16 protein-coding genes are annotated in these 24,572 nt (G+C 70.8%); 6 read left to right on the top strand and 10 right to left on the bottom strand.

The window, feature by feature from the left end; all coding sequences use genetic code 11:
* Positions 1 to 3,114 (top strand): type I restriction endonuclease subunit R (locus tag M3B01_RS10520; protein ID WP_259791924.1); only part of this gene is annotated, 3,114 nt, incomplete at its 5' end.
* A gap of 263 nt (positions 3,115 to 3,377) precedes the next feature.
* Here M3B01_RS10520 and M3B01_RS10515 read toward each other — a convergent pair.
* The 5 genes from M3B01_RS10515 to M3B01_RS10495 form a co-directional block, all read right to left on the bottom strand.
* Positions 3,378 to 5,216, bottom strand: a complete 1,839-nt coding sequence (locus M3B01_RS10515) for a hypothetical protein (protein ID WP_259791922.1) — start codon at positions 5,214 to 5,216, stop codon at positions 3,378 to 3,380.
* Positions 5,217 to 5,382: 166 nt separating this feature from the next.
* Positions 5,383 to 6,066: a hypothetical protein gene (locus tag M3B01_RS10510; protein ID WP_259791920.1), complete on the bottom strand. Its 684-nt coding sequence runs from the start codon at positions 6,064 to 6,066 to the stop codon at positions 5,383 to 5,385.
* A gap of 70 nt (positions 6,067 to 6,136) precedes the next feature.
* Positions 6,137 to 6,835, bottom strand: coding sequence for a response regulator transcription factor (locus M3B01_RS10505; protein WP_259791918.1), 699 nt, complete (start codon positions 6,833 to 6,835; stop codon positions 6,137 to 6,139).
* Positions 6,832 to 8,433 (bottom strand): cell wall metabolism sensor histidine kinase WalK, encoded by a 1,602-nt coding sequence (locus M3B01_RS10500; RefSeq protein WP_259791916.1) that lies wholly within the window; start codon positions 8,431 to 8,433, stop codon positions 6,832 to 6,834. The genes M3B01_RS10505 and M3B01_RS10500 overlap by 4 nt, the downstream gene beginning before the upstream one ends.
* Positions 8,434 to 8,461: 28 nt before the next feature.
* A complete protein-coding gene (locus M3B01_RS10495) occupies positions 8,462 to 11,899 on the bottom strand; it encodes an efflux RND transporter permease subunit (RefSeq protein WP_259791914.1) in 3,438 nt (1,145 codons plus the stop codon).
* A gap of 248 nt (positions 11,900 to 12,147) precedes the next feature.
* Here M3B01_RS10495 and M3B01_RS10490 point away from each other — a divergent pair, with 248 nt between their 5' ends.
* From M3B01_RS10490 to M3B01_RS10475, 4 genes are all read left to right on the top strand, one after another.
* On the top strand, positions 12,148 to 13,497 hold the full coding sequence (locus M3B01_RS10490; RefSeq protein ID WP_259791912.1) for an MATE family efflux transporter: 1,350 nt from the start codon (positions 12,148 to 12,150) through the stop codon (positions 13,495 to 13,497).
* A gap of 43 nt (positions 13,498 to 13,540) precedes the next feature.
* On the top strand, positions 13,541 to 14,029 hold the full coding sequence (locus M3B01_RS10485; protein ID WP_259791911.1) for a hypothetical protein: 489 nt from the start codon (positions 13,541 to 13,543) through the stop codon (positions 14,027 to 14,029).
* A complete protein-coding gene (locus M3B01_RS10480; protein ID WP_259791909.1) occupies positions 14,026 to 14,925 on the top strand; it encodes a hypothetical protein in 900 nt (299 codons plus the stop codon). The genes M3B01_RS10485 and M3B01_RS10480 overlap by 4 nt, the downstream gene beginning before the upstream one ends.
* Positions 14,926 to 15,238: 313 nt before the next feature.
* On the top strand, positions 15,239 to 15,571 hold the full coding sequence (locus tag M3B01_RS10475) for a hypothetical protein (protein ID WP_259791907.1): 333 nt from the start codon (positions 15,239 to 15,241) through the stop codon (positions 15,569 to 15,571).
* Here the strand turns inward: M3B01_RS10475 and M3B01_RS10470 are convergent.
* The 5 genes from M3B01_RS10470 to M3B01_RS10450 form a co-directional block, all read right to left on the bottom strand.
* Positions 15,528 to 16,736, bottom strand: a complete 1,209-nt coding sequence (locus tag M3B01_RS10470) for an ATP-binding protein (RefSeq protein ID WP_259791905.1) — start codon at positions 16,734 to 16,736, stop codon at positions 15,528 to 15,530. The genes M3B01_RS10475 and M3B01_RS10470 overlap by 44 nt on opposite strands.
* Positions 16,737 to 16,802: 66 nt before the next feature.
* Entirely contained in the window at positions 16,803 to 18,185 is a 1,383-nt protein-coding gene (locus tag M3B01_RS10465) for a hypothetical protein (protein ID WP_259791903.1), read from the bottom strand.
* A gap of 305 nt (positions 18,186 to 18,490) precedes the next feature.
* Positions 18,491 to 20,938 (bottom strand): 5-methyltetrahydropteroyltriglutamate--homocysteine S-methyltransferase, encoded by a 2,448-nt coding sequence (gene metE, locus M3B01_RS10460; RefSeq protein ID WP_259791901.1) that lies wholly within the window; start codon positions 20,936 to 20,938, stop codon positions 18,491 to 18,493.
* The gene (locus tag M3B01_RS10455) at positions 20,935 to 21,966 is read right to left on the bottom strand and encodes a methylenetetrahydrofolate reductase (RefSeq protein ID WP_259791899.1); all 1,032 of its coding nucleotides are present in this window, start codon (positions 21,964 to 21,966) and stop codon (positions 20,935 to 20,937) included. The genes metE and M3B01_RS10455 overlap by 4 nt, the downstream gene beginning before the upstream one ends.
* Positions 21,967 to 22,161: 195 nt before the next feature.
* A complete protein-coding gene (locus M3B01_RS10450; RefSeq protein ID WP_259791897.1) occupies positions 22,162 to 23,685 on the bottom strand; it encodes an MFS transporter in 1,524 nt (507 codons plus the stop codon).
* Positions 23,686 to 23,944: 259 nt separating this feature from the next.
* On the opposite strand from M3B01_RS10450, the gene M3B01_RS10445 reads away from it, so the two are divergent.
* Positions 23,945 to 24,484, top strand: coding sequence for a TetR/AcrR family transcriptional regulator (locus M3B01_RS10445; RefSeq protein WP_259791895.1), 540 nt, complete (start codon positions 23,945 to 23,947; stop codon positions 24,482 to 24,484).
* Positions 24,485 to 24,572 lie beyond the last annotated feature (88 nt).

Here is a 24,572-nt window from a genome sequence, read left to right as displayed (position 1 = left end):
GCCACCGGCCTGCACCAGGAACTCCCCTTCCAGGATGAGATCGCCACCCACCTCGAGGCCCACGGCTGGCTGCGCTCCCGCGACAGTGCCGGCTACGACAAGGAGCGCGCCCTCTTCCCGGAGGACCTGCTGGGCTGGCTGAAGGACACCCAGCCCAAGGAATACGAGAAGATCGTCGCCCCCGGCCTCACCGGCGAGGCACGTGAGAAGGCCGAGGCCCGCATCCTTGACCGCGCCGTCAAGGTGCTCGCTGCGGACGAGGCCCATGGCGGCGGCACGCTGGGTGTGCTGCGCAAGGGGTTCGACATGGTGGGCCTGCGCCACGGCTTCACGGCCATGCAGATGCCGCCAGCGGATGACCGCAACCCACAGCTCACCGCCCGGTACGAGAAGAACCGCCTGCGCGTGATGCAGGAGGTCATCTACTCGAAGGACAAGGCCGACCGGATCGACCTGGTGCTGTTCTGCAACGGCCTGCCGGTGGCGACCATCGAGCTCAAGACCGACTACACACAGACCCTGGCCCAGGGCATCGCCCAGTACCGCAACGACCGCTCCCCCAAGAACGAGCCGCTGCTCACCGAGTTCCGCGGTGCCCTCGTGCACTTCGTCGTCACCGACACGCGCATCGTGATGACCACCAAGCTCGAGGGCCCAGGCACCACGTTCCTGCCCTTCGACATGGGGCACGACAACGGAGCCGGGAACCCACCGGAGATCGGGACCTCGTACTTCTGGAAGGACGTCCTGGACCGGGACGCCTGGCTCGCGATCCTCGCAAAGTTCATCTACATCAACCACGAGACCCGCGAGGACCCGCTCACCGGTGAGGTCACCGACAAGCGACGCATCCGCTTCCCCCGATTCCACCAGTGGCGCGCCGTCACCCGGCTGACCGCCGCCGCCCGCACTGAAGGCCCCGGCCACCATTATCTGATCCAGCACTCTGCTGGCTCCGGGAAGACCGACTCCATCGCCTGGACCGCCCACCGACTGTCCACCCTCCACACGGTCGAGGGCACCAAGGTGTTCGACAGCGTCATCGTCATCGCCGACCGCCAGGTGCTGGACCGTCAGCTGCAGGACGCCGTTGACCAGCTCGTCACCACCACCGGCACGTTCCAGGCCGTCACCCGCGGCTCCGGCGGTTCCAAGACGAAGCTGCTTCGTGAGGCACTGAGCGCGGGCGTGCCGATCATCGGCGTCACCATCCAGACGTTCCCCTACGTGCTTGCGGCCCTGAAGGAAGCGGCCGAGAAGGGCGAGGACACCGCGATCGCTGCCAAGCGCTTCGCGGTCATCGCCGACGAGGCCCATTCCTCCCAGTCCGGAGAGGCCTCCGCCGCCGTCCGGAAGGTGGTCTATCTGAACGATCCCGCCGCGGGTCTGGACGAGGACGCCGAGCCCGGCGCCGATCAGGATGCCCTGGTCGCGATGGCCGCGAAGGCCGATGCCGATCACCGCATCTCCTTCTTCGCCTTCACCGCCACCCCCAAGGCCAAGACGCTCGAGCAGTTCGGGCGCCCCGGGCCCGAAGGCAAACCCGTCCCCTTCGACCTGTACTCGATGAAGCAGGCGATCGAAGAGGGATTCATCCTCGACGTGCTGAAGAACTACACCACCTACGAGCGAGCAGCCCGGATCTCCCTGCGAGCCGGCAGTGAGGACATCGAGGTGGATGCCCGCACCGGCACGAAGGCATACCTGACGGCGGTCAACCTTCACCCCACGAACATCGACCAGAAAGTCCGCGAGATCATCCGGCACTACCGCGCCGCCGTTCAGCCGGAGCTCGGAGGGCGGGCCAAGGCGATGGTGGTCACCGATTCCCGTGCCGCTGCGGTGCGATACGCCCGCTCGTTCCGGCGCATCTGCACCGAGGAGAACCTGGACCTGCACGCCCTGGTCGCCTTCTCCGGCGATGTGCCAGATCCTGAGATCACGGCTCTGCCCGGTGGACAAGCCCCGACCGTCACCGAAGCCAGCGAGAACCCACATCTGAAGGGCCGCGACCTCACCAAGGTGTTCGCCGGGCCGGGCGAGCACGTGCTCATCGTCGCCAACAAGTACCAGACCGGCTTCGACCAGCCGCTGCTGGTGGGCATGTACGTCGACAAGCAGCTCTCAGGCATCGCCGCCGTGCAGACGCTTTCGCGTCTGAACCGCATGGCGCCGGGAAAGTCCGACACCTACGTGCTGGATTTCGTCAACGACCCCGATCAGATCCTCGCCGCCTTCCGCGAGTACTACGAGGACGCAGAGATCAACAGGGAGTCCGATCCGGACCTTGTGCTGAACATGCATGCCAAGCTCGAGCAGGCCGGGATTCACACCCCGCAGGAGGTGGACCTGTTCTGGGAGGCATGGGCCCGTACCAACGCCAAGCACACGGACGCTGAGAGGCACATCAAACCGGCGGTGGACCGCTTCGGCGACCGCTGGCGACGCGCCATCCTGGGTGAGGATCGGGCCGAGCGCGACACCCTCATCGACTACCGCTCCACCCTCTCGCAGTACCTCAAGGCCTACGCCTTCTTCTCCCAGCTGGTCGACTACGGCAACCCCCGGTACGAGAAGTTCAGCGCCTTCGCTGACCTCCTGGCGCGGCGACTGCGCGTCTTCACCGAGGAGGACCCTGCCCCCGAGGAGGTCGACGTCTCCGACATCGTCCTGACCCACTACCGGCTGCAGAAGATCCGCGAGGACGACCTCTCACTCGGTGAGTCCGAGCCGGAGGGGCTGTCCGGCATGACCGAGGCGGGCCTTGCCGCTGCCCACGAGCGCAGACGGGAGCGCAAGACCGAGATCATCGACAAGGTCAACCGCTACCTCGGCGGGCTCGACGTACCGGACGATTACAAGCTCAGCGGCGTGGAGAGCCTGCTCGCCGAGGTCGTCGCCGATCACACCATGCAGGCCATCGCCCACTCCAACTCCCGCATCGACTTCGCTGCCGCCCCGGGAATGAAGACCGTGGTCGAGAACGCGGTGTGGAGCGTGGAGGAATCCAGCGGCGCCGTGGTCAAGCACCTGCGGGACATGCCGTGGGAGGACCTGCGGGCGATGCTCATGGACGTGGGCCTGTACGAGCGGTTGCAGGAGGCGGCGTCGTGAGGGTCGGGGTCTGCACCGTTGCCATCGACGCCGCCGTGGCCATCTCCAGCGACAGTGATCTGGCGATGCCTATCAGTGTCAACAGGACCCGGGTGCCCGTGGGACTCGTCAACTCGCCCTCGGGACTGATGCCAACGAGACTGATGCCAGGTCGACTGACCAGACACGTTCCGCGGTCGGAGAGTTGTCTATTCGGATGACTCGGGCTTAGATTGGATCCACACCACCCGACCCCTCAGGGGTCGGGTTTTTCATTGTCTGGCTCACTTCCCCGCGCCGAGCCCCTCGATCAGTGCTGCCACCCGCTCGGCATCCTCCTGGGCGCCGATGGCCAGCCATCCCTCATGGGCCCGGTGCGCCACTTTCTGCGCCTGGGTGTGCTCGCCGCGCTCGGCGAGCAGGGCGGCGTGGCGTTCATCCAGGTAGGCGGCCCAGTAGCGGGCACGGTCGTCGTGCCCGGGGGGCATCTGGTCGATGGCCCGCAGAGCCTCGAGCCGGCGCTGGTCGACGTCGCTCGCCTCCACGCCGTCCTCTCCGCGTCCCGCGGCGGCGGCCACGGCGATGAAACGGCCCACCAGTGCATCGACGCGGTGGTCCCAGAGCGTCTCGGCCGGCAGCACGGGGCGCCCGCCGTCGTCGCGGGTGCGGCGCTCGATCGCCGCGGCCGCCGACAGTGCCAGGGCCGTCTGCTCCAGGTCCATCGCCCGGCGCATCACCAGGGACTGGGCCTGCAGCTCGGCCAGCACCAGGCGGGAGCGCTCCGACGCGGAGGTGGCGAGGTCATCGGCCAGCCAGTGCGCGTCGGCCGCCACCTGGCGCAGCTCCACCAGGGAGCCGCGCAGGTCCCCGGTGCGCTCGTGGATGCTGGCCGCGAGGCGGGCGGCCTCCAGGCCGCATCGCCGGTCCCGCTCCTGGCGACCGATCAGGCGGGCCTGCTCCAAGGGCACCCAGGCGGCGTCGTACTGCTCGGCGCTGATGCGTTGGGCCGCCACGGCCAGCAGCGGCGCACTGCGGTGGGCATCGCGCTTCAGGGTGCGCTGCAGGGACAGCAGGCGCCCCGCGGTGAAGGAGGCATGAGCGGTCAGCCCGGCAGCCATCAGTGCGTTCAGCAGGTCGGTGATCAGGCCGATCCGCAGCGGCGGGTCGTCCACGGTGCGCAGGCTGAGCAGGGCGTCGACCGCGTGATGCGCGGCCAGCACCGGATGGGTCTGTCCCAGGGTGCGCGCCAGCAGGGCGTGGGCGGAGGTGCGGGCACGCTGGGGGTCCGGGACCGCCTCGCCGGCGACCTCGAGCTGCTCCATCCTCTCGAGCACGTCCAGGGCCAGCGAGGTGGCGGTGGCGAGGTCCCCGATCCCTTCGTAGGCCTGTGCCAGGCGGATCGTGAGCAGGGGCCGGGGGTCGCCCAGCAGCTCCTCGCGCACTGCGGGAAGGGACTGCAGGGCCGCCCCCAGCAGGCGCACCTCGATGCGCGGGTCGTTGCCGCCCCAGCGCTGCGAGGGCTCCAGCGCACCCCCGGCCCGGTCCACCCGGCCGCGCAGGAGGGGCGACTGCAGACCGCGCACCACTGCCAGCAGCTCGGGGCTCACCGCGGTGCGACTGCCGCGTCGGCGCCCCGGCGCGGAGGTGGGCTGCTCGGAGACGGGGACCGCCGAGGGCGCGGCAGCGCTGCGCACCTCCCCCCGCCAGTGGGGCACGTGCTCCAGCAGCACCGTCGCCGTGGCGGCAGCCTGGGCGCGGTGGCCGGTGCGGCGCAGGTGGCCCACCAGATCCGCGGCGGCCTGCTCGCACGCCTCAGCGCCGCCGATCATCACGGTGGCCACCAGTCTGGCGCGCAGCAGTTCGAGCCGATCCTGGGGAGCCGTGGGACCGGTCTGCTCACGAGTGCGCTCGAGGTGCACCTCGGCCACGCGCACGGCGTCGCGGTACTGCTCGGCATGCAGCAGGTCCATGACGCGATGGGCAGCGCTGAGCGCGTCGTGCGGGGTGGGAGCCGGTAGCTCCGGCGGGCGCAGGGCGACCCTCAGATCGTCGAGCTGCGGCGGCGTCAGGGAGCCCGCGACGTCACCGGGGGCGGGGAGGCTGTCGGGACCCAGAGCGCTCACGCCCTGAACCTACCAATCAGTCGACCATCGGCCCACGGGGTCCCGGAGATTCCCGCCCGCGTCGAACGGACGGTCAAAACGGGCCATTCCCCCTCGTCCACGCTTGGCGCTGGCACGGGAGAGGAACGCCTACATATCAGCCGTCGTCGACTCAGTCGTCCCCGACTCAGTCGTCGTCGTCCTCGTCATCGTCGTCATCGTCGTCGGGCTCATCGCACTCCCACTCCCCGTCGTCCCATTCGCACAGGCCAGAGGGTGCGGGGGGCCGGGTGGAGCCGCCCGTGCTCTTGGAGCCGCCCGTACTCTTGGAGCCGCCCGAGCTGCTGGAACCGCTGCTGCCCGAGCTGCTGGAGTCCCCGGATCCGGAGCTGCTGGACCCGGAGCTGCTGGACCCGGAGCTCTCCGCCGGGCGGGGCTTCGGGGCCGGCGCCGGCGTCGGGGCGGGGGGCGGAGGCGGCTCCGGGGAGGGGGACGCCTTCATCGGTCCCACGCCGGTATCGGAGTGGACGCCCTGCACGGGCTGCTCGGTGGCGCGCGGCCTGGGCAGGACCACCGCGGTCCCGTCCCCGCTCTCGGGAACGTCACCGGGCAGCACCTGGCCGGCCAGAATGCCGTCGTCCTCAGCATCGCCACCGGGGCCCTCTGCGGCGCCCTCGCCCGCGGGGTCCTCGGCAGCGCCCGCGCCGACGACGGCGCCGCCATCGACCTCGGCCCCCTCCGCGGCGCGATCCTCCCCCACCACGATGCCGGGCATCGAGGTGGGGGCCTCATCGACTGCGGGCAGCACGGCCAGGCCCACGGCGGCAAGACCCACCGCCACGAGTACAGCAGCTGTCCGAAGAGTCTTCATGCGGGGATCCTCGCCGCCGGCGATGAGAACGCCGTGAACCGTTCATGAGAGGTCTCTCATGAACGGGCGGTCACTCCGTGGTGGGATCGACGATCTTGTACCCCGCGCCGCGCACCGTCACGAACCGAGCGGCACCCAGCTTGCCGCGCAGATACCCCACATAGACGTCCACCACGTTCGAGGCACCCTCGTAGTCGTAGCCCCACACTTTGGACAGCAGCAGGTCGCGGGTGAGCACCTGCCCGGGGTTCTCCAGGAACACGCGCGCCATGGTGAACTCCCGCGAGGACAGCTCCACGCTGCGCTCCCGCTGCTGCTCCTGATCCTGGAACGTGGCCAGGCGGGTGCGCAGATCGAGCCTCAGATCACCCAGGGTCAGCACATCGCTGCCGGCGGCACCGGCCCCCGCTGTCGCCTCACGCGCCCGCAGCTTCACCCTCGCCAGCAGCTCCTCGAAGCGGAACGGCTTGGCGATGTAGTCGTTGGCGCCCCCCTCGAGGCCCTGCACGGTGTCCTCCACGCCGCTGCGGGCGGTCACCATGAGGATCGGGATGTCCACGTCCATGCCGCGCAGGGCCTTCAGCACCTGGAAGCCATCCATGCGGGGCAGGCCCACGTCCAGGATCATCAGGTCGAAGTCGCCGCTGGAACCCAGGTCCAGGGCACTGATGCCGTCCTCCACCACGGTGCAGGCGTAGCCGTTGGCCTTCAGGCCCTTCTCGACGAAGCGGGCGATGCGGTGCTCGTCCTCCGCGATCAGGATCCTCATGCAGTGATGCTCCGTTCGGGTCGTGAGGGGTGGTGGTCACCAGTGTCGGTGCCGCGGCCTGCGGCGCCGGGAGTTTCGTCCTGGTCGGGAGCGGTGGCGATCGTCTCGCTGCCGTCGCGCTCGGAGCCATGCCCTGCACCGTCGCCGTCGACGAACTGCGGGAAGACGATCGAGAAGGTGGAGCCGTACCCGGGCCTGGAGGCCAGGCGCACCGTGCCGCCGTGTCCTTCGGCGATGGCCAGCACGATCGGCAGTCCCAGCCCGGAGCCGCTCTCACGCGAATGATCCACCCGGGCGAAGCGCTCGAAGATGCGCACCTGGTCCTCCGGGGCGATGCCCACCCCCTGGTCGCGCAGGCTCACGTGCATCTCGTACCCGTTCACGCCCAGCACCCGGGCCACGGAGAGGACGATGCGGGTGCCCTCCTCGCTGTAGCGCACGGCGTTGGCGGCCAGCTGCACCACGGCCTGGGTGAGGCGCTGCTCGTCGGCGTCGGCCACCACGTCGGCCACCTGCTCGAGCACCCACTCCCGCTCGGCGATCCGCTCGATGCGGGCGAAGGCGGAGCGGGCGAACTCGGCCATGTCCAGGGGGCGAAGCCGCACGTAGTCGGGTCGGGTCGAGGCCGCCAGCTCGGAGAGGTCCCCCACCACACGACCCATGCGGTCCAGCTCATCCAGGGCGATCTCGTGGGACTCGCGCACGTCGGCCCCGTCGTCGGGGTCGGTCATCTCCAGGGTGCCGCGCACGATGGTCAGCGGGGTGCGCAGCTCGTGGCCCACGTCGCTCATGAAGCGACGCTGCTCGGCGAAGCCCGACTGGATGCGCTCCAGCATGCGGTTGAAGTTCGTGGCCAGGGCGGCGATGTCGTCCCGGCCCTCGGGGACGGGAACCCGGTGCTCGAGATCCTCCACGGTGACCTCCTCCGTGGCCTCCCGCAGTGCCTCCAGCGGCTGCAGCAGTCGCCCGATCACCAGGTAGCCCACCCAGCCGGCCGCCGTCACCGCGAGCAGCGAGAGCAGGCTGAACGTGGTGACGGAGCGCCACAGGGCACGCTTCTGCACCCCGATGTCGCTGGCCACCACGAAGATCCCCTCGGACTCGTCCCCCGGCACCTGCACCGAGGTGACCAGCGCCCGCACCTGCGAGCCGTTGATCTCCGTGTGGACCGTCACGGTGCTTCCCGCCTCGTGTGCCGCAAGGATCTCCGCCATCGCCTGCGGCGAGTCCACCAGCTCGAAGTCCTGCGTGCGAGGCTTGAACCGCGGCTGCCCGTCCACCAGGGCCAGCACGGACTCGTTGTTCGAGGGCACGGCCGACTCGGTGGCGGTGCGCAGCAGCTCCAGGACGGAGTCGTGCACCAGCTCACCGTTCCCGTCCCGGGACTGGGCGATCTCGTTGAGTTCCTCGCGCTCCTGCCACAGCTCGCTGGTGACCCGCTCCTCGAGGGACCGGAACTGGGCTGCATAGGTGAGCATGCCGGTGATCGCCAGGCCACCCGCCATGAAGGCCAGCAGTGCCGACAGCACACGCGTGCGCACCGTCCAGCCACCTGCGGCGGTGCGCAGGATGCTGCGGCGGGGGCGCATGGCGGGCATGACGGCATGGTATGCCGCCGCCGACTCCTCAGTCCCTGCGCAGGCGGCCCTTCAGGATTCCCACCAGCCCGCCGCGCTCCTTCAGGGAACGGCGCTGCGTGGCGGTGTGCCCGCGCTCCACCGTGCCGGGCGCGACTCCGGCGGCACCGGCACGGCCCGAGGCAGCGACAGCCGAGGCATCGCCGGACGGGGCGGCGACGGCCGGGGCGGCGACGCTCGAGCCCGACCCGGCAGGAGCACTGTCGGCCTCGGTGGTCGCAGTGCCCACGCGGCCCATGCCGCCGGCCCCAGAGGCTCCCTGCGCCCGTTCAGCGGCACCCCGTCCCCGCTCGACCTCCCGGCGCTCCCGCTCGATGCGGCGCTCCTCATCCAGGGCCTGTTCGCGCAGGCGGCGCTTCTCCCCCGGGCCCTCCGCGATCCGGTACAGCACCGGCACGATGATCAGGGTGAGCAGGGTGGAGGTGACCAGGCCGCCGATCACCACCACTGCCAGCGGCTGGGCGATGAACCCGGCACTGCCGGTGATGCCCAGCGCCATCGGCACCAGCGCGAAGATCGTCGCCGCAGAGGTCATCAGGATCGGCCGCAGACGCTTGTGAGCGCCGGTCATCAGGCCCTCGTCCAACGCCATCCCCTCACGCCGGTACTGGTTGACCAGGTCGATGAGCACGATCGCGTTGGTGACCACGATGCCCACCAGCATCAGCATGCCGATCATGGAAGGCAGGCCCAGGGGAACCCCGGTGAGCACCAGCAGGCCCAGCGAGCCGGTGGCCGCGAAGGGGATGGACACCAGCAGGATCAGGGGCTGGATCAGGGACTTGAAGATCCACACCAGCAGCACGTAGGTGAGCAGGATCGCGACCACCAGGGCCAGCACCAGCTGGCCGAAGATGGTCTGCAGGTCCTCGGCGGCGCCGCCGGTAGTGGCCTGCACGCCGTCGGGCACGTCCACCGCGTCGATCGCCTGCTGGGCGGCCTGGGCGGTGGCGCCCACGTCGTCGGTGGAGGCCGGGGTGAGGGACACGGTGACCGTCTCCAGGGAGTTCTGGGAGCGGATCATGGGCCGTTCCAGGGTCTCCTCGATGGTGGCCACGTCGGTCACCGGGAAGCCGGCGATCTGCATGGACTCGAGCTCGTCGAGGGTCTCGATGCCCTCGCCCTGCTCGACGAAGATGTCCAGCTCGGCGTCGCCGATGGTGACCTGGCCGATGGCGGCCGGGAACAGCTGCTGGGCCACCAGGCCCACCACGGCCTCCTCGGTGAGGCCGCGCTGGGCGGCGGCCTCACGGTCCACCGTGATCACGGCGGTGGGCTGCTCGCCCTCCAGGTCGCTGCTGACCTCCTCGACGCTGTCCGGCAGCGGGTCCAGCTCGGCGATGAGCGCCTCGACGGCGGTCTCTCGGTCCTCGGGGGTGGGGCCGGTGACCAGGATGTCCACGGTGGAGGAGCCGATGGCGCCGGCGTCGAAGGAGTCCTCGATCTCCCCGGCCTCCGGGAGGTCCTGCAGCGTGGTGAGCATCTGTTCGCGCAGGGCCTCCTGGTCGGCGTCGGGATCGGTGGTGACCTGGTAGGTGATCTCGTTGGTGGCGCCGCCGAAGCCGAACTGGGAGCCGCCGATGGTGGTCTGGACGACGTCGACGCCGTCCAACTCGGCCAGCGCCTCCTCGGCGTCCACGGCCTTCGCGCTGGACTCCTCCAGGGTGGTGCCGGCCGGCAGGGTCTGGGTGTAGGCGGCGAGGTTCTGGCCGGTGTCGCCCAGGATGTTGATCTTCAGCAGCGGGTACAGGGCCACGGTGCCGCCCAGGATCGCCACCGAGAGCAGCAGTGCCAGGAAGCGGTGCCGCAGCGCCCACGCCAGGGTGGGGCTGTACAGGCGGTGCAGCCAGCCGCGCTCCTCCTTGGCCTCGGCGGCCTCGCGCACCTCGGCCACGGCGTGGGCGTCGTCGGGGTCGATGTCCCGGGCGCTCTTGGGTGCGCGCAGGAACCAGTAGGCCAGCACCGGCACGATCGTCAGCGACACCACCAGGGAGGACAGCATCGCGATAGCGACGGTCAGGGAGAACGGCCGCAGCAGCTCGCCGGCCCAGCCGGAGATCACGGCGATCGGCAGGAACACGATCACCGTGGCCAGGGTGGAGGAGGTGATCGCGCCGGCCACCTCGCGCACCGCGTCCACGATGGCCCGCATCCTGGTCTTGCCGTAGGTGAGGTGGCGGGTGATGTTCTCGATCACCACGATCGAGTCGTCCACCACGCGACCGATGGAGATGGTCAGCGCCGCCAGAGTGAGCATGTTCAGCGTGTAGTCGGCCAGCAGCATCCCCACGAAGGCCATCAGCAGCGACATCGGGATGGAGATCGCGGTGACCGCGGTGGGTCGGATCGCGCGCAGGAACAGCAGGATCACGGCGACGGCGAACAGCAGGCCCAGCAGGCCCTCCTCGGCGAGCGCGGTGATGGACTCCTGGATGAAGGGGGCCTGGTCGAAGACGACCTGGCTCTCGGCGCCGCCGCCCACGGCGGGAAGCAGGTCGGCCAGTTCCGCGCTGACCTCCTCGGACACGTCGACCACGTTGCCGTCCACGGTGGTGTTGACCACCATCACCAGCGACTCGCGGCCGTTGGTGCGGGAGATGCTGGTGGCCTCCTGCTGGGTCTGCTCCACGGTGGCCACGTCCGCGAGGGTGGTGGGTGCCTGCGCGGGATCCACGTCGGAGCCCTCGGGCGGCAGGAGCACCATCGTCTCCAGGTCCTCGACGGACTCCATGGGCTGGCCGATGGTGACGTCCAGGGAGGTGTCACCGTCGGTGACGGTGCCGCCGGGGATGGACAGGCCGTTGGCGTCCAGCGCCTCGGTGATGGAGCCGGTGCTGAGGCCCCGCTCGGCCAGGGCCTGCTCATCGGGGGTGATCTTCACGATCTGCGGCGGGGCGCCGACGACGATCACGCCGGAGACCCCGTCGATGCGCTCCAGCTCGGGCACCACCGAGGAGTTCAGGCGGTCGGCGAGGGTGGAGGGGTCCAGGTCCGAGGAGATCGACAGCACGGCGGCGGGGATGTCACCGGTGCCGCCGGAGATGACCTCGGGCTCGGCACCCTCGGGCAGCTGGTCCTCGATGCGGGAGACGGCTGCCTCGACCTGGTTGGAGGCACGGGCCATGTCGGTGCCGTAGGTGAGCTCCACGGTGACCATGGACAGGCTGGACTGCGAGGTGGAACTGGTGGCCTCCACGTTCTCCAGGCCGCGCACGCCGTTCTCGATCGGGTCGCTGATGCGGTCCTTGACCTGCTCGCTGGAGGCGCCCGGGGAAGTGGTGATCACCTGGATCTGCGGCAGGGACACCGAGGGGATCAGCTCCTGGCGCAGCAGTGTCATGCTCATGGCGCCGACGATGGCGACGACCACGCACACCAGTGCGATGAACGCCCGGTTGTTCAGGCTGAGAGTGGCAAGACGGTGCATAGGGTGCTCCTGGAGCGCGCAGACGTGAGGCCGGGACGGGCCGGCACCGGCCGTGCATACGTCCCGGGCACCTCACGGAGCACGGGGCGCACTGTCCCGCTCGCACTCTTTCACGGCAACCTTCGAATCGGATCCGACGAAGGTGGGGAATCGATCACTGTTCTGCCATCATCTCTTCCATCATCGGCCCCCACGAGATGCCCACCGGTGCTCTTGGCATGAACCGACGACGTGAGAAACTCGCAGGCATGGCCGATCCCTTCCAGCAGAACCCCGGGGAGGCTCGCCGTCGCGTGGACCGCGACATCCTGCGCCTGGCAGTCCCCAGCCTCGGCGCCCTGGTGGCCCAGCCGCTGTTCGTGATGGTGGACTCCGCGTTCGTGGCCCGGGTGGGGACCGTGTCCCTGGCGGGGCTGGGCCTGGCCTCGGTGGTGGTGACCACCGTGGTGGCGCTGTCGGTGTTCCTCGCCTACTCCACCACGGCCGCCGTCTCCCGGGCCTTCGGCGCGGGCAGGCGCGCCGAGGCCATCGCCCGCGGGATCGACGCCTGCTGGCTGGCACTCGCGATCGGCGCCCTCAGCTGCCTGCTGCTGCTCGCCGCGGGAGATCCGCTGCTGGCCCTGTTCGGGCCGACGGACGAGGTGCTCGCCGAGGCCGGCACCTACCTGCACATCAGCGCCTTCGGCCTGCCGGCCATGCTCGCGGTGCAGGCCGCCACCGGCCTGGTGCGGGGGCTGCAGAAGGCCACCATTCCGCTGGTGGTGGCGGGCATCGGCGCCACCGTGAACGTGCCGCTGAACTGGATCCTCATCTTCGGCCTGGACCTGGGCATCGCCGGGTCCGCCATCGGCACCATCATCGCCGAGTGGGGGATGGCGACCGCCCTGCTCACCGTGGTGGCCCGGGGGGCGAGGCGCAATGGCGTGAGCCTGCGGCCGCAGCTGAAGCAGGTGGCCTCTGCGGGCCGTGACTCGGTGCCGATGTTCGTGCGCACCCTGACCCTGCGCGTGGTGCTGCTGGTCTCCACCTTCGTTGCCACCGACCTGGGGGCGGTGCAGCTGGCCGCCCACCAGCTCGCGCTCACCCTGTTCAACCTGTTCGCCCTGGCCCTGGATGCACTGGCGATCGCCGGTCAGGCCCTGGTTGGCCGGTACCTGGGTGCGTCGGACACCGCGACCGTGCGAGCGGTGACCTCGCGCCTGGTCAGCTGGGGCGTGGGCGGCGGTCTGGTGACAGCGGTGCTGCTGCTGGTGGTCTCGTACACGGCCCCGGCGTTGTTCACACCGGACGTGGCGGTGCAGGAGAACCTGCGAGCGGCCCTGTGGGTGCTGATCATCGCCCAGCCCATCGCGGGCTACGTGTTCGTGCTGGATGGGGTGCTGATGGGTGCCGGCGATGCGCCGTACCTGGCCCGGGTGGGTGTGCTCACCATGATCGCGACCCTGCCGGGGGCGGCCTGGGTGGCGTGGACGGACCTGCCGGGGATGTGGGCGCTGACCGGGGTGTGGATCTCCTGCACGCTGGTGTTCATGATCGCCCGCGCGGTCTCTCTGGGGGTGCGTGTGCGGGGCGATGCCTGGATGCGCCTGGGGGCATGAGCGTGCTCGCCGCGGGTCGACGGGGCCGCGCTATGCTCGCGCAATGAGTGAGCGCAGCGCCCCTCCCCGCGCCCACCGTCCCCTCCCCCGTACCCTCCCCACCGTGTCGCGTGCCTGGAGGATCGTGCTGATGCTGGCCCTGATGGCGGTGCTGCTGGCGGGCCAGTTCCTGCGCACCAATGACTTCTTCCCCTTCGGCTCGCTGGACCAGTACTCCAAGGGCACCGATCCGAACGGGCAGGTGGTCAACACGTGCCTGCAGGGCGTGCGCGAGGGCGGTGAGCCCTTCGACATCCCCTTCGGCAACCGGTCCGTGGGAATCCAGCGCGGCGACGTGGAGAACCACCAGCGCGAGATCGTGGCGGACCCGGATCGCCTCGCCCCTCTGGCGGCGGAGTACGACCGCCGCCATCCCGACGAGCCGCCGCTGACGGAGCTGATCCTGTGCCAGCGCATCACCCACCTGAAGGACGGCGCGCCGCGCGGGGAGCCGGAGTTCGTCGAAGTGGTGCGCTGGAGGGCGAGCGAATGACGACACCCGCGGCCTCGAGTGCCGACCAGACCGGTCGGGCCACCTCGGAACGCACACCGACCGGCGCGTCGACGCTCCTTGGCCTGCTGATCCCGGCGCTGCCCGCCTCCCGCATCACGGCACTGCGCACGATCGTCTACGCCTTCGTGATCGTGGACGTGCTCCTGATCGCGAACGACGTGCCCTCCCACGCCGGCAACGCGCACTACTACCGGCCGCTGCTGCTGGCCCGCCTGCTGCACCTGCCTCCGGTGACAACCGGGCTCGCGTACGCACTGCTGGTGGTGATCGTGGTGGCGTGCCTGATGGCGATGCTGGGCCGGTTCCCACGGATCGCCGGCACGGTGGCGGGCATCGCCTTCGGGATCTGGATGCTGTACAGCCAGGGGTACGGGTACGTGTCGCACGATCATCTGGCGCTGATGGTGGCGGTGTGGGTGCTGCCCACGGTGCCCTCACGCGGCTGGCACGACGACACCCCCAGCGAAGCCGCGGGATGGGCGCTGCGGTGCATCCAGTTGGCGGTGGTCGCCACCTACTTCCTGTCGGTGCTGGTCAAGTGGATCTACTCCGGCTCTCCGATCGCCTGGGCGAACAGCGCGATCCTGGCGTGGGCGGTGGTGCGGCGCGGCTCGATCTTCGTGCAGTGGACGCTGGAGACGCCGTGGATCTTCGTGCCCGCCCAGTGGGCGGCGGTGGTGATGGAGACCCTCTCCCCCGTGGTCCTGTTCCTGCGCGGCAAGGCGCTCTACCTCGCGGTGGCGGTGTTCGTGGGGTTCCATCTGACCACCTTCATCGCCCTGGGAATCCACTTCCTGCCCACTGCGATCTGCTGGGCGGCGTTCCTCCCCATCGAGCGACTGCGGGAACTGCCCGCTCGACTGCGCCGGCACTGAACCGATCCACAGCCACGCCCCGCCACCGCTCGGGACCGCCACCGCTCCGAACCGCCACCGCTCGGAACCGCCACCCCTCGGGACCGCCACCGCTCGGGACCGCCACTCGCCTGTCGGCTCAGCCCACACCTCGTCCCACGGGGACCCCCGCCCGTGCACGCCGGCGAGCCGGAACCCGCTCCAGGTGCGTGCTCGGGGACTGAGAGCGGGGCGCACCTCAGAACCACAATTGGTTCTCAGATGCGCTCCACTCTCAGTGCCCCAAGCGGGTCACGGAGTCCTCAGCGGGTCACGGAGTCCCCAGCGGGTCACCATGTCGGCCGGCCTGGCGCTGGTGTTCACGCCGCTGTTCACCACCCCACGGCTCTCGGGGCACTGCCCGCGCCCCTGTACGGTCACGGCTCGGCGATCGTTCGTTGGCACCGTGCAGCAGGTGGCCGGGGCCACGGGTGCCGCCGTGATGGTGGCCCCGATGAGCCGGGTCGCGGCCGGGGTCGCGGCCGGGGTCACCGCGCAGGGCGGCGCCCCGATCGACGGCATCGCCCAGGGCACCTCCCTGGCGTTCCTGATCTCGGCCGGGCTGGGTGTGGTGACCGTGGTGATCAGCCTGTTCGTCCGCCGGAACCCCGCGGAGGCCGACGCCTGACCGGCCTGGCGACCCTCGCCGGGCCGTGCGCCAGGGCGGAGCGTCCGCCCTCCTGCCGGCGCAGCAGCGCCTCGCGCAGGTACGGCATGGCCAGCTCCACCAGGCCGCGGCCGGCGGGACGGATCATCTCGTCGGCGATCAGGCGTGCCCGGTACACGTTCTGGTTGTTCAGGTCGATGCCCATGCGCCGGGCGATGTCGCCCACCGCGGAGGGGCCGTCGTCCTCGAGCATGGCCATCAGGTAGTCGTTCTTGCGGCCGGTGATGTCGCGCAGAGCGGGGCCGTGCACGTTGTGCACCATGGCATCGATCGCGTACTCGCGCGCACCCTCCACGTCCTCCACCTCGATCGTCTCCTCGGTGCCGCTGCGCTGCCAGGCCTCGGCACCGACCACCTGGATCAGGTACGGGTAGCCCTGGGAGATCTCGCCGGCGCGCACGGCCGCCTCGGGGGTGATGTGCTTGTCGGTGTCGGCGACCGTGGTCATGATGACCTGCGCGGCCGTACCCACGTCCACGCTGCCGATCTCCACTTGATGGGCGCGGCGCAGGAACGTGGTCTTGGGATTGGCGAGCAGTTCGTCCACGCCCGCCCGCACCCCGGCGGCCACGAAGCCGGCCGCATGGCCGCGCTGCCCCAGGTCCTGCATGTGCTGGGTGATCACGTGGACCTGCTCCGGATCAGCCGACTGCACCTCGTCCAGCAGCACCAGCAGCCCGCCGCCGCGCAGCGAGGCCAGGGACGCCAGGCGGTCCAGCAGCACCGCCAGCGGCACCTCCTCCTCGTCGTACCGGCCGCTGACCTCCCGGCCCACGCTCGCCCCCGCGCCCATCGCGGTGATGCTCGCGGAGGTGAGGCGGGAGCTGTTCGCCTGGGGATCCAGGTCCCGCAGCACGTGCACGGCGCGGCCGCGCAGCTCCTCGGCCAGGGAGTCCGAGGAGGTGTGCAGCACGATGACCTCCCAGCCCACTTCCTCGGCGACGTCGTGGAACTGGGACAGCAGCACCGTCTTGCCCACACCGCGGGCACCGGAGATCAGCACGGAGCGGTGGCCGGCCGGGCGGGTGCCCTCCAGGGCCTCGGTAAAGTCCTCCACCGGGGTGCCCTGCATGGCCAGCACCGGCGGCGTGAGCCCGAAGCCGGGGGTGAACGGGTTGCGGTCCATCGGGCCTCCTGCGGCGGGGCGTTCAGTCGTCGCGACCAGCGTACCCACCCGATGCGCTACATGCTGTTACGGAGTGTTACTTGCAGCGGTCTCGGCCCCTCGGAGCCGCTCAGACCGACGGAACCAACCCAACAGCACCCCGGGCACGAAGCGGTCCACCAGCGGGGCCACGAAGCGGGCCAGCAGCTCCACGATCGCGCCGATCACGAAGGCCACCAGCGGCATCCACGCACCCAGGGCCAGCGCGAATGCACCATCGCCCAGCATTCCCATCTCCACCCGCACACTGGTCCACACCAGCGCCAGCAGCACCAGCGAGCACACGAAGTAGGCGACGGGCAGGGCGATCCAGGAGGCGATCACACCCAGGACGTCGTCCTTGTCGATCACCCGATCGCGGTTCCACAGCAGGGGGATCGCCAGCAGCACCAGCACAGCGAACAGCACCATCGGAATCCACACGTACCAGGGCAGGTCGAAGAACCACAGGAACCCGTCGACCCGCCCGCTGCCGAAGTCACCCAGGTCTCCCCGCGTGGTCACGTGCACCGGGACGAGCAGCATCCCCAGGCCGACGAGCACACCCAGACCGGTGAGCCCCCAGACCGGCAGCAGCAGGAACAGGGTGAGCGCGGTGCTGCCCTCCCCGTCGACGACCATCCGGATCGCGCTCACCGCCGCCGCCACCACACCGACGGGGATCGCGAAGGTCAGGGCGTGCACCAGTGCCAGGCGGGGTCCAGCCGCGAGATCCGCGACCAGCGGCCACCAGGACGGCTTGATGCTGCCGGCCAGGTGGCCCAGGAACAGCGCCAGCCCACTCAGCAACCAGGTGCCTATGAACATGTCCGCCCCGGCCGCGTGCATGGACATCGACATCCCCACCGAGTCGTCGACGAAGGCGAAGGCCGTGACACGGGTGACCAGCAGTGCGAACACCGCCAGCGCGAAGCCGGAGACCCCCGACCACAGCAGGGCACCGAGCGGACCGTTGGAGCTCCAGCGGCCGCTGCCCCCGCGGCGCTGGACGAACCGGGCGCCGAGGAAGGCCGTCGCCGTCAGCGCCACCGTGATCAGCAGCGGCATCCCCCGCCATCCGGCCTCCGCGCTCCCGAGGAAGCCCAGGTCGAGCTCCATGCCATAGGAGCCGAAGGTGCCCAGGGCCACCAGCTGGAACGGAATGCCCAGCAGGCCCACGATCACCCGCCATCCGTCCCCCGGGGAGGCACCCGAGCCACCGCCGGGACCTGACGGAGCACCGAGCGGATCGGTGCCGCCGCTCGGGATGTCGTTGGGCCCGCCGGTGAGGGCAGCCAGGAACAGCGAGGCCAGCACCACCAGTGCGGCGCCGAGGGCGGCGATGTAGGCCAGAGCTCCAACGACGAAGGTGGGCAGGGGGTTGCCGATGCCGATCCGGCGCAGCGCGCTCCCGGCCTGCGCCGCGGACATCGTGCCCGCACCTGCGGTGGCGCCGGTCGCCGCGGGGCTCCCGGAGGCGGAACCAGAGTAAGGGTCAGGGCTCCCGGAGGCGGAACCAGAGTAAGGGTCGGGGCTCCCGGAGGCGGAGCCGGCGGAAGAATCGTGGATGTAGCCCGACTGGTTCGGATCCGACATGGGTGCACCTCTCACGCCTGGTGATCGTGGGCGCGGCCCGTGCACCCCCTGCAAGTGAGCCTATCCGGCCGCCAGGGCGGGGTGGGCGCCCGCGGCGCGGGACACCCCGCGCCGTTCCAGAACCGGGCGCCCACCCGACATCACGCCAGCGCCGCGACCTGCGCCCTCACCTGTCGCGTGGCCTCCACCAGGTTGCGCAGGCTGGCCTCCGTCTCGCGGTAGCCGCGGGTCTTCAGGCCGCAGTCGGGGTTGGCCCACAGGGCGCGCGGACCGATGGCCTCCTGGGCATGCTGGAGCAGCTCGACGATCTCCTCGGTGGAGGGGACCCGCGGGGAGTGGATGTCCCACACGCCCGGACCGATGCCGCGCTCGAAGCGTTCGGGGTCGATCGCGTCCACCACCTCGCCGCGGGAGCGGGCCGACTCGATGCTGGTCACGTCGGCGTCGAGACCGTCGATCGCGTCGATGACCTCGTTGAACTCGCTGTAGCACAGGTGAGTGTGGATCTGCGTGCCGTCGGCCGCCCCGGCGGTGGCGATGCGGAAGGACTCGACAGACCAGCGCAGGTAGGCGTCCTGGTCGGCGCGGCGCAGGGGCAGCAGTTCGCGCAGGGCGGGCTCGTCCACCTGGACGATGCCGATGCCGGCGGGTTCGAGGTCCGCGATCTCCTCGCGCAGGGCCAGGGCCACCTGGGTGGCGGTCTGCGCCAGCGGCTGGTCATCACGCACGAAGGACCAGGCCAGGATGGTCACGGGACCGGTGAGCATGCCCTTGACGGGCTTGCTGGTGAGCGACTGGGCGTAGGCGGACCACTCCACGGTGATCGGCTCGGGCCGGGAGACGTCCCCGAACAGGATGGAGGGGCGTGTGCAGCGGGAGCCGTAGGACTGCACCCAGCCGTGCTCGGTGACCACGAAGCCGTCCAGGTGCTCGGCGAAGTACTGGACCATGTCGTTGCGCTCGGCCTCGCCGTGCACCAGCACGTCCAGCCCCAGCTCCTCCTGCAGGGCGATCACCCGGGCGATCTCCTCCCGCATCGCCTGGCGGTAGCCGCTCGCATCCAGGCGACCGGCGCGGTGGTCGGCGCGAGCGCGGCGCACCTCGGCCGTCTGCGGGAAGGAGCCGATGGTGGTGGTGGGGAGCACCGGCAGGTCCAGGGCCTGCTCCTGCGCCGCCCTTCGGGCACTGAAGGGCGAGCGCGTGGACGCGTCGGGGCCCAGTGCCGCCACCCGCTCCCGCACTGACTCATCGTGCACGCCCGCGAAGTCGCGCGGTACCGAGCGAGGACCGTCGACGTCGCCGGGGACCACGTCCCCGGATGCCAGGAGCACAACCTCGGCCACCTTCTCGTCGGCAAAGGCGAGCGTGGCGCGCAGCGCGGCATCCAGCGCGTTCTCGCGGTCCAGGCTGTGCGGAACGTGCTGGAGGGACACGCTGGTGGCCACGGAGACGGTGCGCTCGTCCCCTCCGGCGGTGCGCACCAGGTCGCGCAGCGCGTCCAGTCGGGCGGCGGCCGTGGGCAGCTCGGTGCGCCACACGGTGCGACCCTCCACCAGGCCCGCCACCAGGGCGGTCTCTCCGATGCCGGTCAGCTGCTCGGCGGTGGGCAGGTCACCGCGAGTGAGGTCGAGGTGCACGGCTTCGGCGCCGGTGGACAGGAGGGCGGGCAGGTGATCGCCGATGCCGCCGTAGGGGGTGGTCACCAGGATCTGCGGGCGCTGGGCGAGGGAGGTGAGGCGGCCGACGGAGCGCTGCAGCGCCCGGGCGATCACGTCGTCGACGTCCCCCGCTCCCCCGTCGCTTCGGGCCGCCGCACTGCTCGCTCCCCCGTCGCTCTGGGCCGCATCACTGCCTGCTCCCTCGTCGCGCGCGGCCGACGGGCCGGCGACGAGGTCGATGTCGGTGGCCAGGATGGGCTCATCCACCTGCACCCAGGGCGCGCCGGCATCGGCCAGACGCTCGAGCACCTCGGCGTACACCGCGACGGCGTCGTCCAGGCGATCCAGGGGCGTGAAGCCCTCGGGGGCGCCGTCCTCGGCCTTGGCCAGCAGCAGCAGGGTGAGGGGGCCCACCAGCACCGGGCGGGTGGTGGTGCCGGCGGCGAGCGCCTCGGTGAACAGGTCGATGACCTGGGTGGAGGCCAGGTGCAGGTCGGTGTCAGGACCGATCTCGGGCACCAGGTAGTGGTAGTTGGTGTCGAACCACTTGGTCATCTCCAGAGGAGGCCGCTGGGCGTCGCCGCGGGCCAGGGTGAAGTATCCGTCGGCGCCGATCCGTCCGTCGGCATCGAGCACATCGGCGAAGCGCCCGGGGACCGCGCCGATGGTGACAGCGGCGTCGAGCACCTGGTCGTACAGCGAGAAGGTCTCCGGGATCGCGGCGGGGGCGTCCAGGCCCAGTTCCGTGAGGCGCTCGCGGGTGGCGGTGCGCAGGGCCGCGGTGCGGCGGTCGAGCTCGGTGCGGTCGATGCGGCCGGCCCAGTAGGCCTCCTCGGCCTTCTTCAGCTCGCGGTCAGGGCCGATCCGGGGGTAGCCGACGATGGTGGCGGCGGGCAGCGGGGCAGCAGTGGGCGGCGGCGTGGTGGTCATTGGGGGTCTCCTGTGTGGCGTGTGTCGGTGGTGGTCCACTGGCCCAGGTCGAGGGCCTCGAGCACGTCGAGTGCTTCGGCGTGACGGTTGAAGGTGTACAGATGCAGGCCGGGCGCCCCGGCGTCGAGCACCCCGCGGATCAGGTCGACGGTGAAGCGGGTGCCGATGCGGCGGCGGTCGGTCTCGTCACGGGCGGTCTCCAGGGCGTGCAGCAGCTCGCGGGGGGCGTGCACGCCGGAGAGCTCCGCGAGGCGCTGCAGGCGTGCGGGGTCGGTGGCGGGGACGAAACCGGGCACCAGCGGGATGTCGACGCCGGCGCGGCGGGCCCGGGCCACCAGGTCGCAGTAGGCGGCGGGGTCGAAGAACACCTGGGTGATCGCGAAGTCGGCACCGGAGCGGGCCTTGGAGACCAGCACCTCGATGTCGTGCTGACGGGTGGGGGACTCGGGATGGCGCACCGGGTAGGCGGCCACTCCCACGGCGATGCGTCCGCCGGCCAGCAGGGCGCTGCGGTCGCGCTCCACCTCGCGGATCAGCTCGACGAGGTAGCGGGCGAAGGGGAACTCGTCCTCCTCTGGCACGTGATCCTCGGGGACGTCGCCACGCAGGGCGAGGATGCCGCGCACGCCGCGGTCCAGCAGGGCCTCGATGCCTGCCACCAGGTGCTGGCGGCGGGCGCCCACGCTGGTGAGGTGGACGAGGGGACGCAGGCGGGTCTCCTCCAGCACGTGGTCGGTCAGTTCGAGCACCCGGGCGAAGTTCTGGTAGCCGGTGCGGGAGGTGACCGAGACGTAGTCGGGGGCGGTCTGCTCCAGCTGCGCGACGGTCTGCTGGAGGCGCTCGAACGAGGCTCCGCTGCGGGCGGGGAACAGTTCGTAGCTCAGGGCGGGCCGTCGCCGCGGGGGCGCGTCGAGCAGGGCGACGGCTGATGTGCCGGTGGCAGCCGCGGGGGCAGAGGGTGCGGGGGCAGAGGGTGCGGTGACGGGAGGCGCGGTGGCAGGGGGTGTGACGAGCTTCGTAGGTGGCATGCTCAGGAAGCTAGGACCGCTCAGCCGCTGCTCGGAAGAAACATGAGCGCCTGTGAACCTGTGAGTCATGTGCGGGGCCGTGGCCGACGCATGCGTTCATGCGTTCGTCACGCACAGGGCCCTGTCCAGCCGCGGGGACGAGGCTCGTTCGCGGGCCGTGGCGCGCATGGTCCGACGCGCGCCCAGATCGCGGCGTCAGTTCGTGGCGCGCAGGGTGCGATGGGCGATCACCGCGGCCAGCACCATCAGTGCAGCGCCGATGCCGCTGGTGATCACCACACCGGAGTCGAAGGCGTGGCGCGCGGAGTCGAGCATCGGCCCGGCCACCGATGCCGGCAGCTGCTCGGCCACCGCAGTGGCCCCACCCAAGGTCTCCGACGCGGCAGCCTGCTGGGACGCCGTCAGCTCGGCGGGCAGCTGGACGTGGCTGCGGTAGGCGTAGTTGAGCAGGCTGCCCAGCACGGCGGTGCCGAGGACGGCACCGGTCTCGTAGGCGGTCTCGGAGATCGCGGAGGCGGCCCCGGCCTTCTCGGCGGGGACGGCCGAGAGGATCAGGTCGTTGCTGATGGTCTCGGCGCCACCCACTCCGGCGCCCAGCAGGGCGAAGGCGATCAGCAGCATGAGATCCGAGCCCCAGGACCCGGTCACTGCGGCGATCGTGAAGGCCACGCCGTTCAGCAGCAGGCCGACGGTGACGATAGCGGCGGGCGAGACGTGCCGCACCAGGCGCACCACCGCCAGGCCCGCGACGATCGTGACCAGCAGTCCGGGCAGCAGCACCATGCCGGCCTCCATCGGGCTGCGGCCGCTGACCAGCTGCAGGTGCTGGGAGATGAAGTAGAGGAATCCCACCATGGAGAACACGCTCAGCAGGTTCGCGGTGACGGCGCCGGTGAACACGGGACGCGTGAACAGGGTGACGTCCAGCATCGGCTCCCCTCGGCGCAGCTGACGACGCACGAAGGCGATGCCCGCCAGGATCGCCACTGCGGCCGCCGCCACGGGCAGCACGCCCATTCCGGTGGTGGCGAAGGTCTTGATCGCGTACACCAGCGGGGTCATGGTCGCCAGCACCAGCAGTACGCTCAGTGGATCCACGGGCCCGGGGGTGGGGTCCTTGGACTCGGGGATCAGGAGCGGCCCCAGGATCAGCAGGGGCAGCATCACCGGCACTGCCAGCAGGAACACCGAGCCCCAGGCGAAGTGCCCCAGCAGGAAGCCGCCCACGATCGGCCCCAGTGCCGCTCCCCCGGAGAAACCGGCCGCCCAGATGGCGATCGCGGTGCGGCGCTCGGTGGCGTCGGTGAAGATGTTGCGGATCAGGGAGAGGGTGGCGGGCATCAGCATCGCGCCGAAGAAGCCCATCAGGGCGCGGGCGGCGATGAGGGTGGTGGCGTCCGGGCAGAACGCGGCCAGCGCCGAGATCACGGTGAAGCCGGTGCCGCCGAGCAGCAGCAGGCGGCGGCGGCCGATGCGGTCCCCGAGGCTGCCCATGGGCACCAGCAGCCCGGCGAGGACCAGCGGGTACACGTCCACGATCCACAGCAGCTGCTGCCCGGTAGGGGCCAGGGCCTCGGAGATCGCGGGCAGGGCGAAGGACAGCACGGTGTTGTCCACCGTCACCAGCAGCACCGGCAGCATCAGCACTGCGAGCGCCCACCAGCGCGCGCCCGGCCTGTCGTGGCGCGTGGTGGCGGTGCGGGCGGGGGCGGGCAGCACAGGAACCTCCGGGGTCGTGGTGGGGTCGGTGGTGGGGGCCGACGAGAGTCGGCTGACGGGCGCGGGCCAACAGGTGCCGGCCGTCAGGACCTGCTCGGAGACGGATCCTCGTACGCGGCCTCCACGGACACCGCCGAAACTAAACCGTCCAGACGGTACAGTCAATCGGGTGGAGCCGCGCTGTGACCGGCATGGCAGAGCGCTCCACACCACCTGCCCCAGCGTCCTTACGCACCGTCGCTGCCAGTACGGTTGAGGCATGTCCGCCCGTGATGCCGTGCTCGACGCCTACCAGGCCATGCTCCTGGAGGATGGGCAGCGTGCCACCACCCTGGAGGCGGTCGCGGCCCGAGCAGGGGTGTCCAAGGGCGGGCTGCTCTACCACTTCAAGTCGAAGGAAGCGCTGGCCGAGGGCCTCATCGAGCGCCTGGACGCCCTGATGGTCCAGGACCTGGAGGAGATGCGCGCCGCCGAGGACGGCCCCTCCCGCCACTACGTGCGCACCTCGGTGTGGACCGATTCGGCGTTGGACCGTGCCCTGGTGGCCGTGGCGCACCTGGCCCAGGAGTCCCATCCAGGGGCGCGGGCCGCGATGGCGAGCGCCCGGGACGAGTGGCTGGCGCAGATCCGCGAGGAGGTCGGCTCGCCGGCGATCGCCCACGCGATCCTGCTGATCGGCGACGGTCTCTACTTCGACGCCGCCCTGACCGGGGGGTCCCTGTCCACGCAGGTGGCACAGGTGGCCGTGGACGAACTGCTGCCCGTCATCGACCACCTGCTGGAGCTCGGCCGGCGCTGATGCCCCGCACCGCACTCAACCGCACCGAACTCGACGCGCGCGGTCAGTGGGCGTTGAGGTACTCCTGGAGCGCCTTGACGGTGGCGTA

The organism is Brachybacterium sp. p3-SID957, from assembly GCF_025144775.1.
Lineage (GTDB): Bacteria > Actinomycetota > Actinomycetes > Actinomycetales > Dermabacteraceae > Brachybacterium > Brachybacterium epidermidis.
Note: the sequence above shows the minus strand (reverse complement) of the source record. Positions and strands in the feature narration are given on the sequence as shown.